Origin of the sequence: Caulobacter sp. CCUG 60055 (assembly GCF_022750545.1) — a bacterium.
Classification (GTDB): Bacteria; Pseudomonadota; Alphaproteobacteria; order Caulobacterales; family Caulobacteraceae; genus PUIC01.
In genome coordinates this window covers 80,154-95,071 of record NZ_PUIC01000002.1, presented here as the reverse complement: position 1 = coordinate 95,071, position 14,918 = coordinate 80,154, and the positions used below count along the sequence as shown (strand labels likewise).

General features: G+C 71.6%; 11 protein-coding genes. 10 read left to right on the top strand and 1 reads right to left on the bottom strand.

Annotated features, from left to right (window positions below; translation table 11 throughout):
- Positions 1–40 precede the first annotated feature (40 nt).
- From C5708_RS04265 to C5708_RS04250, 4 genes are all read left to right on the top strand, one after another.
- Positions 41–2,794 carry a serine/threonine-protein kinase gene (locus C5708_RS04265; protein WP_242918516.1) on the top strand — a complete coding sequence of 918 codons (2,754 nt, stop codon included), beginning with the start codon at positions 41–43 and terminating at the stop codon, positions 2,792–2,794.
- Between the two features lie 155 nt (positions 2,795–2,949).
- Positions 2,950–5,373 (top strand): TonB-dependent receptor, encoded by a 2,424-nt coding sequence (locus C5708_RS04260; protein ID WP_242918213.1) that lies wholly within the window; start codon positions 2,950–2,952, stop codon positions 5,371–5,373.
- A gap of 56 nt (positions 5,374–5,429) precedes the next feature.
- Positions 5,430–6,128 carry a YafY family protein gene (locus tag C5708_RS04255; RefSeq protein ID WP_242918514.1) on the top strand — a complete coding sequence of 233 codons (699 nt, stop codon included), beginning with the start codon at positions 5,430–5,432 and terminating at the stop codon, positions 6,126–6,128.
- Positions 6,129–6,176: 48 nt separating this feature from the next.
- Complete coding sequence (locus tag C5708_RS04250) at positions 6,177–6,551, top strand: VOC family protein (RefSeq protein WP_242918211.1); 375 nt, start codon at positions 6,177–6,179, stop codon at positions 6,549–6,551.
- Between the two features lie 22 nt (positions 6,552–6,573).
- Here the strand turns inward: C5708_RS04250 and C5708_RS04245 are convergent, their stop codons facing one another.
- Positions 6,574–7,770 (bottom strand): Xaa-Pro peptidase family protein, encoded by a 1,197-nt coding sequence (locus C5708_RS04245; RefSeq protein ID WP_242918209.1) that lies wholly within the window; start codon positions 7,768–7,770, stop codon positions 6,574–6,576.
- A 147-nt stretch (positions 7,771–7,917) separates the two neighbouring features.
- Here C5708_RS04245 and C5708_RS04240 point away from each other — a divergent pair, with 147 nt between their 5' ends.
- The 6 genes from C5708_RS04240 (at position 7,918) to C5708_RS04215 (ending at position 14,853) form a co-directional block, all read left to right on the top strand.
- Positions 7,918–8,094 (top strand): hypothetical protein, encoded by a 177-nt coding sequence (locus C5708_RS04240; protein ID WP_242918207.1) that lies wholly within the window; start codon positions 7,918–7,920, stop codon positions 8,092–8,094.
- Positions 8,095–8,166: 72 nt separating this feature from the next.
- Complete coding sequence (locus C5708_RS04235; RefSeq protein WP_242918205.1) at positions 8,167–10,437, top strand: TonB-dependent receptor; 2,271 nt, start codon at positions 8,167–8,169, stop codon at positions 10,435–10,437.
- Complete coding sequence (locus C5708_RS04230) at positions 10,434–11,636, top strand: MFS transporter (protein WP_242918203.1); 1,203 nt, start codon at positions 10,434–10,436, stop codon at positions 11,634–11,636. Before C5708_RS04235 ends, C5708_RS04230 begins: the two co-directional genes overlap by 4 nt.
- A 9-nt stretch (positions 11,637–11,645) precedes the next feature.
- A complete protein-coding gene (locus C5708_RS04225) occupies positions 11,646–12,341 on the top strand; it encodes a TetR/AcrR family transcriptional regulator (RefSeq protein ID WP_242918201.1) in 696 nt (231 codons plus the stop codon).
- Between the two features lie 83 nt (positions 12,342–12,424).
- Entirely contained in the window at positions 12,425–13,696 is a 1,272-nt protein-coding gene (locus tag C5708_RS04220) for a D-arabinono-1,4-lactone oxidase (protein WP_242918199.1), read from the top strand.
- A 14-nt stretch (positions 13,697–13,710) separates the two neighbouring features.
- Positions 13,711–14,853: a DSD1 family PLP-dependent enzyme gene (locus tag C5708_RS04215; protein ID WP_242918197.1), complete on the top strand. Its 1,143-nt coding sequence runs from the start codon at positions 13,711–13,713 to the stop codon at positions 14,851–14,853.
- Positions 14,854–14,918: the final 65 nt, after the last annotated feature.

Sequence of the window (14,918 nt, the reverse complement as noted above, 5' to 3'; positions counted from 1 at the left end):
GGGTACGGAAGAGAGTTGGAGAGAGACGCCCCCAGTGAGCATGTCCGACGACCCCTCTGACGAAGACGTCCTGGCCACCAGCCTGACCTCGTCCGCCGCCGGCAAGCGCGGCCCGCGCAAGGGCGCGCAGCGCGGCATCCTGCCTATCGGCTTCGTGCTGAACGGCATCTACGAGGTGAAGCGTTTCCTCGCGCGCGGCGGCATGGGCGAGGTCTATGAAGGCGTCAACGTCAACGCCGAGGAGCGCGTGGCCATCAAGGTCATCCTCCCGCACCTGGCCGCCGACCCCAAGGTCCAGGCGCTGTTCCGCAAGGAGGCCAAGACCCTCACCAGCCTGGCCCACCCGGCCCTGGTGCAATACCGCGTGCTGGCCCGCGAGCCGCGCAAGGACCTGCTCTACATCGTCACCGATTTCATCGACGGCGAGCCCCTGACCAACCTGATCGGCCGCGACCGCCCGACCACGGCGGAGCTGGCCATGCTCACCCGCCGGCTGGCCGAGGGCCTGGGCGCGGCCCACGACCACGGGGCCATCCACCGCGACATCTCGCCCGAGAACATCCTGCTGCCGAGCGGCGTGCTCAGCCGGGCCAAGATCATCGACTTCGGCATCGCCAAGAGCATGGAGATCGGCGCCCAGACCGTGGTCGGCGACGGCTTCGCGGGCAAGCTCGGCTATGTGGCGCCCGAACAGTTCGGCGACTTCAACCGCCGCATCGGCCCTTGGACCGACATCTACAGCCTGGGCCTGGTGGCCCTGGCCCTCGCCGGCGGCGCCGCGCCCGACATGGGCGCCACCCTGGTCGAGGCCATCGACCGCCGTCGGGCCGGCCCGGACCTGACCTCCGTGCCGCCGCTGCTGCTGCCGTTGTTCAGCAAGATGCTCAGCCCCGATCCGCGCGAGCGTCCGCAGAGCATGGGCGAGGTGATCGCGGCGCTGGACGCCATCGACATCCCGGTCGAGCCGCCCTCCGGCCTTTCGCGGCCGTCGTCGGGCGCCGAGCCGGCGGCCGAGGCCCCGCCCGAGGGCGAGGCCCGCACCATCGTCCAGCTCGCCTCGGGCCAGCCTTCCTGGGGCGCCGCCGAGCCGACGCCCGTCACGGAAGCCCCCGCCCCGGTCGCCGAGAGCGCGGCCGCCCCGCCCAGGACCATCTTCGCGCCGTCCACCCCGCCGCAGGCCGCGCCCGAAGCCGCGCCCGCCGCGCCGGAGCCGGAGCCGCCGCAGGCCTTCGTCCCGACGGAGGCTTCGCCGCCCGTCGAGCCGGCGCCCGCCGTCGAGCCGCCAGCCGACGCCGCCCGGACGATCTTCGCGCCGAAAGTCGAGGCCCCCGCCCCCGCCGCGCCCGCGCCGGAAACCCCCAAGGCCGACGAGAAGCCCGCCGCGCCGAAGCGGGCCAAGGCCGACAAGCCGCCGCCGCCCCCGCCGCCGCCCTCGGAACCTGCGGCCGCCGTCGCCGCGCCCGCCTCCGCGCCCAAACCCAAGCCTGAGCCGAAGGCCGAAAAGGTCGAGAAGGCCGCGGTCGCCGCCGGCCCCACGCCGCCCCGCAAGACGCCCACGGGCGTGTTCATCGCCGCCGGCGTCGCCGCCGTCGCGGTGATCGGCGCGGGCGTCGTCTTCCTGGCCCCGCACAAGAAGCCGGCCCAGCCCGGCGGGGCCGCCGCGCCCGCCGCTGCGCCGCCCGCCAGCATGAGCCATGCGGAGGAGGCCATCGCCACGGCCTTGCCGAGCGTCCCCTGTTCGTGGCTGACCATGAACCGCAGCCAGAACCCGGACGGCAGCGCCAACGTCAAGATCGCCGGCACGGCCGGTGATCCCGCCGCCGTCAACAAGGCGGTGGCCAGCGCCGCCCAGGCCGCCGGCGCGGCCGGCCTGCAGGTGGACACCACCGAGGTGCTGCCCGCCAAGCCGGCCCTTTGCCCGCTGCTCGACACCGTCCGCACCTTCCGCGACCAGCGCCCCGCCGCCGTGCCGGGCCTCGTCGCCCAGCAGACGCGGTTCGAGATCGACCGCGGCATCCAGGGCTGCCCGAAGGGCCTCTGGGCGCAGTCGATGATCCAGGTCGCTCCCGACCCGTCCAAGTCCTTCACCCTGATCGCGGTGCAGCCGTCGGGCAAGCTGCAGCAGTTCGCCGCCACCCGCGAGCAGTTCGCCTCGCTCGCCGCCCGCAACCCCAACCTCTACAAGGACCTGGGCGGCGGCCGCTATCGCGTCTCGATGTGCCAGAGCGAGTTGGGCCTGTCCGGCGTGCTGATGATCGAGGGCGCGGCGCCGTTCGACATCGGCCTGCCCGCCGGCGCCATGGTCCGCCCGCCGGCCGACTTCACCGACCGCCTGCGCAAGCTGGGCCGCGAACGCGGCTGGACCATGCAGATGGCCTGGTTCCAGCTGGTCAACGAACAGCCGGACCTGCCCGAGCAGGCCAGCCCGGACGACGCGGCGCGGCACCAGCGCGAGTTGGCCGCCGCCGCGGAAAAGGCGGCCGCCGAGAAGGCCGCGGCCGAACAGGCCGCCGCCGCGCCGGCGCAGGTCGAGACCCCCGCCCCCGCCGCCGAGCCTCAGAAGCTGCCGGCCGACTATTCGGCCTGCCGACGCTTCGTGAACGGAGCCTGGGAGGAGCTGGGCTACGCGTCGCGCGCGGCCTGCACCGAGAAGGTGTTCAACGGGCGCTGCGACGTGCTCTCCGGCCAGTCCGGCGACGTCGCGCTGCGGCGCTACGGCGACCGCCTGCAGGCCAAGACCGGCAAGGGCTTCAGCAAATGGGCCAATGTCGGCAAGTCCGACTGTCCCCAATAGTCGACGCGCGCGGGACGATTTCGCCAAGACGACTGGATCGTCCCGCGCAAGTTGCTAAAACCCTGCTCTCCCGCGCAGAAGGCCGGCTGGGGGCGTCGCCGGCGTGAAGACACGTGGGACGACGTGCAATTCCCGGTTGCGGAACACCTTATTCGATGCGGCCCATTCATCGCCTTGCGGCGGGCTTCCTGACTGCGAACGTTCTGGCCGCCGGCCCCGCGCTGGCCCATCCGCGACTCGCGTTCGAGATAAAGCCCCAGCCCGCGCCCGACGCCCTGATCGCCTTCGCCAGCCAGGCGAAGATCACCCTGGGCGGCGGGCTGGCCTGCCACGGCCGCGCCGCCGCCCTTTCGGGCCGCTACACGGTGACCGAGGGCCTGACCCGGCTGCTGGCCCCGACCGACTGCGGCTTTCAGGTGCTGGACGCCCATACCGTGCGGATCGTCCGCGCCGCGCCTCCGCCGCCCCCGCCCGCCCCGGCGCCGCAACCGTCGGCGCCGGCCCGTCCCGAGGCGCCGCCCGCCGACCTTTCCGAAGTGATCGTCACGGCGACGCGCCGCCCCACCGCCGAGGGGCGCGCGCCCTCGGCGGTGACGGTGATCACCCAGGACCAGCTGACCGCGCGGGGCGCCGCCGACACCCACGACATCTCGCAGCTGGTCGCCGGCCTGAGCATGACCAACCTCGGGCCGGGCCGGGACAAGCTGATGCTGCGGGGGCTGTCCGACGGGGCCTTCACCGGCCGCACCCAGTCGACGGTCGGCACCTATCTCGACAAGGTGCCGCTGAACTACAACGCGCCCGATCCCGACCTCTATCTGGCCGACGTCAAGCAGGTGGAGGTCCTGCGCGGCCCGCAGGGCGCGCTCTACGGCGGCGGCTCGCTGGCGGGGGTCTATCGCATCGTCACCCGCGCCCCCGAACCGGGCGTGGTCTATGACAGCGTCTCGGCCGAAGGCGCCCTGACCCACACCGGCTCGCCCAGCTATGCGTTCGAGGCGGTGGCCAACCGGCCGACCCCGCTGGGCGGCGCGGTGCGGCTGGTGGCCTATTCCGAGGTGCGCGGCGGCTATCTGGACGACGTCAACCTGCGCCGCTCGCACGTCAACGAGACCCGCCGCAACGGCGCCCGCATCGCGCTGGCCCTGCCGCTCTCGCCCGAATGGACCCTGACCCTGGGCGCGGCGGGGCAGATGATCCGCTCGTCCGACGCCCAGTACATCACCCAGGACGACATGGCGCCCCGGCGACGGCGCGCCAACTATATCCAGGAAAGCCACCTCAACCGCTTCGGCGAGGTCCGCGCGACGGTGGAAGGCTCCGGGAGCTGGGGGCGGTTCGAGTCGTCCACGGCCCTAGTCCGCCACAACTTCTCCAGCCGCTTCGACGCCTCGGCGGCCCTGGCCGACCCCGACGAAGACCCCCTGCTCCTGGCCGTCTTCGACCAGCCGAGCCGCTCGGTGATGGCGGTCGAGGACGCGACTCTGTTCTCGCCGGACGACCAGCGCCTGCAATGGCTGGTCGGCGTGTTCGCGATGAGCAGCCACGAGAAGATCAACCCGGCCCTGAACATCGGCTCGCGGCGCGGCGGTCCGCTGAAGCAGTACTATACCGAAGCCCGCTCCGACGATCGCAACGAGGTCGCCGTCTATGGCGAAGCGTCCTACGCCCTCACCTCGCGCTGGACGGTGGCGCTGGGCCTGCGCGGCTTCCACACCCATATCCGCACACGCTCGCAGGTGACCGCCGGCTGGGACGGCGAGGGCGGCGACGTCTTCGACCAGAGCGCCGTCTTCCAAGGCTGGTCGCCCAAGCTGATCCTCAGCTACACAGCGCCTTCCGGCGCGCTGTTCTACGGGCTGGTCTCGCAGGGCTACCGTCCCGGCGGCTTCAACACCGGCGGCCTCTACTACCTCGACCGCGACTCCGCCATGTTCTCGCCGGACAAGCTGTGGAACTACGAGATCGGCGCCAAGGCGACCTTCCTGGACGGCCGGCTCAAGGCGCGCGGCGCGTTGTTCTATGAGCGATGGTCCTCGCTGCAGAGCGACCAGTTCGACTATCTGGGCCTGGCCTACACGACCAATGTCGGCGACGCGCGCAACCTCGGCCTCGAGACCGAGCTGACCTATCGACCCACCGAGCGCCTGACCATCCAGGCCAACGCCTTGTTCAACCACCCCAGCCTGGGCGGCGGCGACTTCGGGGCCGACGCCGAGACGCGCAAACGCTTCGCCCTGCCCGCCGTCCCGGACATCTCGGGCGCGGTGTCGGTGGTCTACGAGCACCCGCTCGGCCACAACCGCTCGCTGCTGTTCGGCGCCGACGAAGCCTATATCGGCCGCTCGCGGCCGACCTTCGACCCCGACGATTCCAAGCAGATGGGCGGCTACATCGCCAGCCGGCTGATGCTTCAGTTCAGGACGCAGCGCTGGCGGCTGTCGGGCGTGGTCGACAATCCGTGGAACAGCAGCGGCGACACCTTCGCCTTCGGCAACCCGTTCAATTTCGGCGAGAGCCGCCAGATCACCCCCCTGCGCCCGCGCACCTTCAAGCTGTCGCTCACGGCCAGTTTCTGACGCCCGCGCCGCGATCTGGCCGGTGACGCGCCGGCCGGATCGGCTATTTCTTGGCCATGTCCCGCGCCGCCCGCCTGCTCGACCTGCTGCAACGGCTGCGCCGCCGCCGGACCCCGGCGTCCGGGCCCGATCTCGCCGCGGAACTGGGCGTCAGCCTGCGCACGCTCTATCGGGACATCGCCACGCTGCAGGCCCAGGGCGCCGACATCCGCGGCGAGCCCGGCCTGGGCTACGTGCTGCGGCCCGGCTTCGTGCTGCCGCCCCTGATGTTCTCGGTCGAGGAGCTGGAAGCCCTGGCCCTGGGCTCGCGCTGGGTGGCCCGCCGCTCCGACGACCGCAGCCTGGCGACCGCCGCCGTCGACGCCCTGGCCAAGATCGTCGCGGTCCTGCCCGCCGAGCTGCGCGATCAGGTCGAGGCCGCCACCTTGATGGTCGGTCCCGAGACGCCGCACATCGACCTGATCGACACCGCCGCCGTCCGCCGGGCGGTGCGGGCCGAGCGCAAGCTGGTCATCGCCTATCGGGGCCCGGACGGCGCCGAGACCGAGCGCGTCGTCTGGCCGTTCGCCATCGGGTTCTTCGAGCACGCCCGGGTGATCGTCGCCTGGTGCGAGACGCGGGCGGCCTATCGCCACTTCCGGATCGACCGGATCGTCCGCCTGGAGGAGACCGGCGCGCCCTTCCCGCGCCGGCGCGCGGTCCTGTTCCGCGAATGGCGGGCGAGCCAGGGCCTCGCCGATGCTGCCGGAAACTGACAGTCCTCCGCGCTAGGCGTGGGCTCCCGCCCCTTGGAGGACCTTCCCATGCCCACGCTCAACTATATCCTGCTCGCCGTCGACGCTCCGGAACGGAGCGCCGAACTCTATCGCGGCCTGCTCGGCGTCGCGCCGGTCGAGCTTTCCCCAACCTTCGCGCTGTTCGTCACCGCCAACGGCGTCAAGGTCGGCCTGTGGGCCAAGGCCGACATGCAGCCCACGCCCCGGCGGCCCGGCGGCGTCGAGGTGTCGTTCTCGCACGCCGACAAGGCCGGGGTGCTGAAGACCTACGAGGCCTGGACCGGGCTCGGCCTGGAGGTGGTGCAGGCCCCGACCGAGATGGATTTCGGCTTCACCTTCGTGGTCGTCGACCCGGACGGGCACCGGCTGCGCGCCTTCGCGCTGTCGGACAATCCTCGCTGACCGACGCGCGACGGCCGGCCCGTCAGGCGAACGGCCGGTCGATGGCCGGCGACGGTTCGGTGAACCAGCGCGGCCCGGAGGCCGTCATGTGGAAATGGTCCTCCAGCCGCACGCCGAAGCGGTCCGGCACCACGATCATCGGCTCGTTGGAGAAGCACATGCCCTCGGCCAGCGGCGTGACGTCGCCGCGAACCAGATAGGCCGGCTCGTGGATCGACAGGCCGATGCCGTGGCCGGTGCGATGCGGCAGGCCGGGCAGCCGGTAGTCCGGCCCCAGGCCCGCCGCGATCAGCACCCGGCGGGCCGCCGTGTCCGCAGCCTCGCAGGGCTCGCCCAGGCGGGCCGCGTCGAACGCCGCCGCCTGGGCTTCGCGCTCCAGGCTCCAGATCGAACGCTGCTCGTCCGTCGCCTGGCCGAACACGTAGCTGCGGGTGATGTCGGAGTTGTAGCCCTCGACCGAGGTGCCGGTGTCGATCAGCACCATGTCGCCCTCGGCCAGCACGTTCTCGCCCGGCAGGCCGTGCGGGAAGGCGGTGGAGCGGCCGAACTGCACGATGCAGAAGGTCGAGCCGGTTCCCCCGGTCAGGGCGCGGTGCGCCTCGTCGATGAAGCGGCGGACCTCGCTGGCCGTCACGCCGGGGTGAAGGATGCGCGCCGCACGCCGCTGGACCTCCAGGGTGATCGACTTGGCCTGCTGCATCAGGGCGATCTCGGCCGGCGACTTGTACATCCGGCAGCCGTCGACCACCGGCGCGGCGTCGACCACGGTCCAGGCGGGGGCGGCCGCCCGCAGCCGCTCGGCCTGCTGGAAGGCCATGGCCGGGTCCAGCCCCAGCACCCCGCCGCCGCCGGGCAGCAGGCGCGAGACCAGCTGGTGCGGACTTTCGTCCTCTTCCCACAGCGCCAGCCCGCCCGGCACGGCCAGTTCGGCCTCCAGGCTGCCGCGCTCGAACACCGGCGCGACGAAGGTCGGCTCGCCGTCCTGGGTCAGGAGCATGGCCACCAGGCGCTCGCTGGCGCCCCAGGCCGGGCCGGCGAAATAGCGCAGGCTGTGGCCCGCGCCGATCAGCAGGGCGTCCAGGCCGTGCTCGGCCATCAGGGCCCGCGCCCGCGCGATGCGCCCCGTCCGTTCTTCGCGGGAAATGGGCGCCGCGCGATCGGGCCAGAGCTTCAACTGGCCCAGTTCCGCCGCCGCCGTCGAACCGCCGATCTGCGACATCGCGACATCCTTCCTCGAATCGCCTGCAACCGAGCCGGGAGGATCGGCGTTCGGCGAGGTTTCCGCCAGGGCCGGACGCCGCGCCTGGCGGTCGAACTCAGCAAGTTCCGCGCTGCGGAAGGGACGGGCTTTCGCCAGCTTGCCCTGATGAAGCCGAGCACCAGGACCGACTATCGCCGGCGCGTCGCCTGGGTGGTGGACGTCATCGCCGCCGCCCCGGCGGCCGGCCCCGGCGTCGACCGAAACGAGGTCCATCGCCGAAGGGCGAGGCAGGCGGCGGACTTCTTCGCCCACAGTTTAGGCGACCGCCCGACCGGTCGCTGATCGCCGAGATTTGGCGCTTGCGATAATAATAGCATGAGCTACCGTATCCTCAATAACGATTGGGGATGAAGCATGCGCAAGTTACAAACGGCGGCCGGCGTCAGCCTGGCCGCGATGCTGGCGGCCGGCGCGGCCCAAGCTCAGCAACAGGCCGCCAAGCCGGCGCCGGCGGGCGCGCCCCCCGCCGTCGAGGAGATCGTCGTCACCGCCCAGAAGCGGGCGGAGAACCTCCAGGACGTCCCCATCGCCATCACCGCCCTGACCGCCGAGGCCCTGCAGAACAAGCGGGTCGGCAATCTGGTCGGCCTGTCCGGCCTGGCGCCGGCCCTGCAGATCAAGACCGACGACAACGCCGCCAACCCGCGCATCTTCATCCGGGGGGTCGGGGTCAACGACTTCAATCCCTCGACGGCCAGCGCCGTCGGCATCTATGTGGACGGGGTCTATGTCGCCTCGCCGCTGGCCCAGATGGCCGCCTTCTACGACCTGCAGCAGATCGAGGTGCTGCGCGGCCCGCAAGGCACGCTCTACGGCCGCAACACCACCGGCGGCGCGATCAACGTCGCCACCCGCAAGCCGTCCGACACCTTCGCGGCCGACGTGGCGGCGGAGTACGGCCGCTTCAACGCCGTCAACGTGCAGGGCGGGGTCGGCGGCCCGATCCCGATCCTGGGCGGCGACGTGCTGTCGTTCCGCCTGTCGGGCCTTTACGTCAACGACGACGGCTACACCCTGAACCGCCTGACCGGAAACCACGGCAACGACGCCGACCGCTGGGGCCTGCGCGGCGCGCTGCGCTACAAGCCGAACGACCGCCTGACGGCCGACCTGTCGGTCAGCCTCAACCAATCTCGCGGCGGCTCGATCCTGACCTACAACCGCTCGCTGCTCCCGCAGACGGCGGCCGCGACCGGCCCCGACGGCCTGTGCGCCCCCGGCTTCTATACCTCCGGCCAGTGCGCCAACGTGCTGGGCTACGCCAACACCAGCGGCAACCTCTATCAGGGCGACTACCGGTTCGAGGGCCGCGACATCGTCAACCTGTTCAGCGCCTCGGCCACGGTCAGCTACGACCTCGGCCCGGCCACCCTGATCTCGGTGACCAGCTACCAGCGGGCGGCGCGCAACGACCAGGAGGAGACGGACGCCAACCCCTTGCCCATCCTGTCGGCCAGCTACATCGCCCGCCAGGAGACCGCCAGCCAGGAGCTGCGCCTGCAATCGAACGGCAAGACCCGGCTGCGCTACGTCGCCGGTCTCTATCTGGCCAACGACTACCTGAACAACAACTCGCAGTACGACGCCCTGCGCGCCCTGCGCAATCCGACCCCGGCCAACCCCACCGGCGCGGACCCGGCCAACGGCATCGGCCTGTTCGGCTGGCCGCTGCACCAGACCACCAAGAGCTACGCCGTGTTCGGCCAGGTCGACTACGACCTCACCGAGCGGCTGACCCTGACCGGCGGCCTGCGCTATTCCGTGGACGACAAGAGCTTCAACTACGTCAGCGAGGCCGAGAACGGCGCCATCCCGATCTTCGCCTTCCAGGATTCCAAGACCTTCAGCTCGCTGTCCGGCCGCGCCGGCGTGCAATACAAGCTGGCCGACGGGATCAACCTCTATGCGACCTACAATCGCGGCTACAAGAGCGGCGGCTTCTTCAGCGGCCAGACCGTCAACCCGGCCGACCTCGGCCCCTATCAGGACGAGAAGGTCAACGCCTTCGAGGCCGGGGCCAAGACCGAGTTCTTCAACCGCCGCCTGAGGGCCAACGTCTCGGCCTTCTACTATGACTACAAGGACCTGCAGGTCTACACGGCGGTGGTGCGCAACGGCCTGCCGGTGCAGCTGTTCACCAACGCCTCGGCCGCGCGCATCTACGGCGGCGAGGCCGAGATCCAGGCCACGCCGATGCGGGGGCTCGACCTGTCGCTGGGCGCCTCGGCCCTGAGCGCCGAGTACAAGGACTTCCATTCGGCGGCGGCGGACTATTCCGGCAACACCCTGCCCTCCGCCCCCGAGCTCAGCCTCAACGGCACGGCGCATTACGAGCACGACCTGCCGATCGGCGCCTTCGTCGGCCAGGTCGACTTCACCTATCGCAGCAAGATCTATTTCGACACGGCCAACACCGCGCGGCTCAGCGACCCCGCCCGCACCTTCGTCAACGCCCAACTCGGCTGGCGTCTCGACCAGGGCCGCTACGAGGTCGGCCTCTGGGGCCGCAACCTGTTCGACGAGACCAACATCTCGGACATCACCCCGCTGCCGAGCCTCGGCTTCGACGTGATCAGCGTCGGCCAGCCCCGCACCTACAGCGTCTATCTGCGGGCCAGGTATTGACCGCCGCCGAGGCCGGGGCGGAGACCGGGCCGACCGATTCCGCCGCAGGCTGGATCGGCCCGGCCCCCACCGCCGTGCAACAGTTCGCCGCCGTCTTCGTCGGCGTGGTCGGCATCATGTTCGCCGGGGTCGGCCCGCTGCTGCTCGGCGGGCTGGAGGCGGCGGGGCGGCTGAGCGCGGCCCAGCTCGGCCAGGCCGGGACGGTGGAGCTTCTCAGCATGGGGGTCGCCGCCGGCCTCGCCGGTCCGTTGTTCGGCGCCCGCCGCCTGCGGCTGATCGCCGTGGCGTGCGGGCTGCTGCTGGCGGCGCTCAACTACGCGACCGTCAAGGTCTCGGGCGACGCGCTGACCCTGGTGCGCGGCCTGGCCGGCCTGCCGGGCGGGGTGATGATCTGGCTGGTCACCGGCCTGATCGTCCGCTCGCCGAGGCCCGAACGCTGGTCGGGCCTTTACCTGACGCTGCAGACCCTGGCGCAGCTCGCCGCCGTGGCGGCGATCACCGCCTTCGTCATCAAGCCGTTCGGCGTCGATGGCGGCTTCCTGGGCCTGGCCGCCCTGGGCCTCGTCGCCGCCATCGTCGGCCTGGCCATGCCGACGGCCTACGCCGCCGTGGCCGAGGGCGGCGAACAGCCGAAAGGCCCGCCGCCGGCGCGGGGATGGTTCGCCCTGGCCGCGGCGTTCTGCTTCCAGGCCTTCATCCTGGCGGCGTGGATCTATGTCGAGCCGCTGTCGCGTCAGGCGGGCCACCCCAGCGAGACGGCCGGCCTGGCCATTTCGCTGTCGCTGGGCGCCCAGGTGGCCGGCGGGACGGCGGCGACGGTCCTGGCCGGGCGGCTGTCCTGGTTCCGGGCGCTGACCACCGCCATCGGCGGCTTGATCCTGCTGCTCGGCCTGTTCGCCCTGCTGCCCGGCGCCGCGGCGTTCCTGGCCGCTTCGGCGGCGTTCGGCTTCTTGTGGCTGTTCGCCTCGCCCTTCCTGACCCCGATGGCCATCGAGGCCGACCCCAGCCGCCGCGCGGCCCTGCTCGGCCCCGGCGCCGCCCTGCTGGGCTGCGGCGCCGGCCCCTTCCTGGCCTCGCTGGCGGTCAGCGACGCCGACGTGCGCGGCTGCCTCGTCCTGGGCGCGGCGCTGGCGGGGCTGTGCCTAGCCATCGTGGCCGGGCTGCATTTGACCCGGACGCGCGGAAAGGTTTCGCGTTAAACACCGGTGATGACCTCAGAAACGGCCAAGACCCCGCGCGGGCGCCCGCCGAAGGCGGCCTCGAAGACCCCGTCCCCCGCCGGCATACAGCTGGAGACCAAGCTCCAGCCCACCCAGGCCAGGGCGCAGGACACCTACGAGATCGTCTTGGCCACCGCCGGCGAGATGCTGCGCGACATGGGCTTCGAGCAGCTGACCACCAACGCCATCTGCCAGCGCGCCGGCCTGACCCCGCCAGCCCTCTATCGCTACTTCCCCAACAAGTACGCCATCCTCAAGGAGCTGGGCGACCGGCTGATGTCGGCCCAGGACCGCATCGTCCTCGACTGGATCGACGGGGGCGGCCTGCTCGGCGAGACGGTGGAGGCGCGCCTGGCCCAGGCCATCGCCATCCAGCGCAAGGTGATCGAGATCACCCACGCCTTCCCCGGCGGGGCCGCCATCGGCCGGGCCCTGCGCGCGGTGCCCATCCTCCAGCGGCTGCGTTTCGAGTCGCGCGACATGGTCGCCGACCGCTTCTATCAGGCCATCCGTCCGCACTATCCGAACACCGCCGAACAGCGCCTGCGGGTGGCGATGCGGATGATGGTCGAGCTCAGCTACGCCGCCACCGAGATGGTGGTCGAGGAGCCGGACCGCGACGCCGACATCCTCAATCACGAGGTCTGCCTGATGTTCGCGCTCTATCTCGACAGCTTCGACTGATCCCGCCTCCCCCGCGTCCCGGATCGCGCTTGCGGAAAAGATAGCAATAGCTATTCTTATCCAAAATCATCTGGGGAACGCACATGACGGAATGGCGGAACTGGTCCGGAAGCGTGGCGGCTCAGCCCGCGCGACACGCCCGGCCAAGGACGGCGGCCGAGCTGGCCGCCCTGGTCGCCGGGGCCCGCAAGGTGCGCGTGGTCGGCGCCGGCCATTCGTTCATGCCGCTGTGCCACACCGACGACGTGCTGATCAGCATGGCCGACTACGAAGGCCGGGTGGAGATCGCCCCCGACCGCAAGACGGTTTGGGCCCCGGCCGGCTGGGGCCTCGACCGCCTGACCGCCGCCCTGTGGGCCGAAGGGCTGTCGCTGATCAATCAGGGCGACATCAATCCCCAGTCCCTGGCCGGCGCCACCGCCACCGGCACCCACGGCACCGGGGCGGACCTGGGCAGCCTGGCCACCCAGGCCTGCGGCTTTCGCCTGATGCTGGCCGACGGGACCCAGGTCGAGTGCGGGCCGGACCAGCGGCCCGACCTCTATGAGGCCCAGCGCCTGTCGCTCGGCCTGTTCGGGGTGGCGACCGAGATCCGCATCCACGTCCTGCCCGCCTACCACCTGGAGGAGCGCATCGAGCGCCGTCCCCTGGCCGAGGTCGCCGAGCGCCTGGACGAGCTGGGCGCGGCCACGCGGCACATGGAGTTCTTCGTCTTCCCCTATTCGGACCACGTCATCTTCAAGACGCTGCACCCGGCCGAGCCCGAGGGCGAGTTCAAGGACGGCGACGACATCGACGAGACCGTGTTCCGGCTGGTCTGCGAGCTGGGCGCGGCGGCGACGCCGATGATCCCCACCCTGCAACGGCTGATGATGCGGCTGTCGGGCGGATCGAGCCGCCGGGTCGGGCCGGCCTACAAGGTCTTCCCGTCCGACCGCACCATCCGCTTCGAGGAGATGGAGTACGAGCTGCCCCGCGCCGACGGCATGGCGACGCTGCGCGAGGCCATCGCCCACATCCGCAAGCGGCGGATGCCCATCGCCTTTCCGTTCGAGTTCCGCCTGACCGCCGGCGACGACATCTGGATGAGCCCGTTCAACAACGGGCCGGGCGCGTCGATCTCGTTCCACCAGTACGCCAAGATGCCCTGGCGCGACTCCTTCGCCGAGGTCGAGGCGGTGTTGCGGGCCGGCGGCGGGCGCCCGCACTGGGCCAAGCGCCACACCTTGACCACGGCCGACGTCCACCGGCTCTATCCCAAGGCCGAGGATTTCCTGGCCGTCCGCAAGACGGTCGATCCGCAGGCCAAGTTCGCCAACGCCCACCTGTCCGAACTCTTCGGCATCACCGCCTGACCGGGACCCGCGCCATGAACGACCAGGAACTGCACGGCCATCTGATCGACCGCCAGGGCTCCCGCCGGGACCTCAACACGCCCGCCCTGGTCGTCGACCTGGACGCGCTGACGCGCAACATCGAGCGGATGGCGGCCTTCGCCGCCGCCAAGGGGCTGAAGCTCCGCCCCCACGCCAAGACCCACAAGAGCCCCGAGATCGCCCGCCGCCAGATCGCCGCCGGCGCGATCGGCGCCTGCTGCGCCAAGCTGGGCGAGGCCGAGGCCCTGGCCGACGGCGGCGTGACCGCCGGCCTGCACGTCACCTCGCCGGTGGTCTCCGCCCCGGCCATCGCCCGCCTCGTCGCGCTGAACGCCCGCACCGAGGACCTGATGTGCGTGGTCGACCACCCCGACAACGTCCGCGCCCTGGGCGCGGCGGCGGCGGGCGGCAAGGCGCTGAAGGTGGTCATCGACATCGATCCCGGCATCCGCCGCACCGGCGTCGCCACGCCCGAGGCCGCCGTCGCCCTGCTGCGGGCCATCCGGGCCCAGCCGGCCCTGACCTACGCCGGCGTCCAGTGCTATTGCGGCATGCAGCAGCACATCGAGGGCTTCGCCGACCGCAAGGCGGCGATGGAGGACCGCGCCGAACACATCCGCGCCATCGTGGCGGCCCTGTCCGCCGGGGGCGGCGCGCCGGAGATCGTCACCGGCGGCGGCACCGGCACCCACCGCATCGACGCCGAACTCGACCTATTCACCGAACTCCAGGTCGGCTCCTACGTGTTCATGGACAGCCAGTACCTGGCCTGCGACCTGACCGGCGAGGGCGGCGAGGCGCCGTTCGAGACCGCCCTGATGGTCGACGCGCGGGTGGTCAGCGCCAATTCACCCGGCCTGGTGACGCTCGACGCCGGGTTCAAGGCGTTCTCGACCGACGCCGACCCGCCCGTGGTGCTGGCCGGCGCGCCGACCGACGCCAAGTACTTCTTCATGGGCGACGAGCACGGCGCCCTGCTGGTTCCGCCCGAGCAGGCGCCGGGCCTGGCCGACGTGGTCACCCTGGCCGCGCCGCACTGCGACCCCACCGTCAACCTCTACGACACCTACCACGTGGTCCAGGCCGACACCCTGCGCGCGCTTTGGCCGGTGGCGGCGCGCGGCCGCTCGCGCTGAGCCGCCTCGCGCCCGCAAGCCTCGCGGCAGGGCCTCACGTCAGGCCTTGACGATCTCGTAGGCGC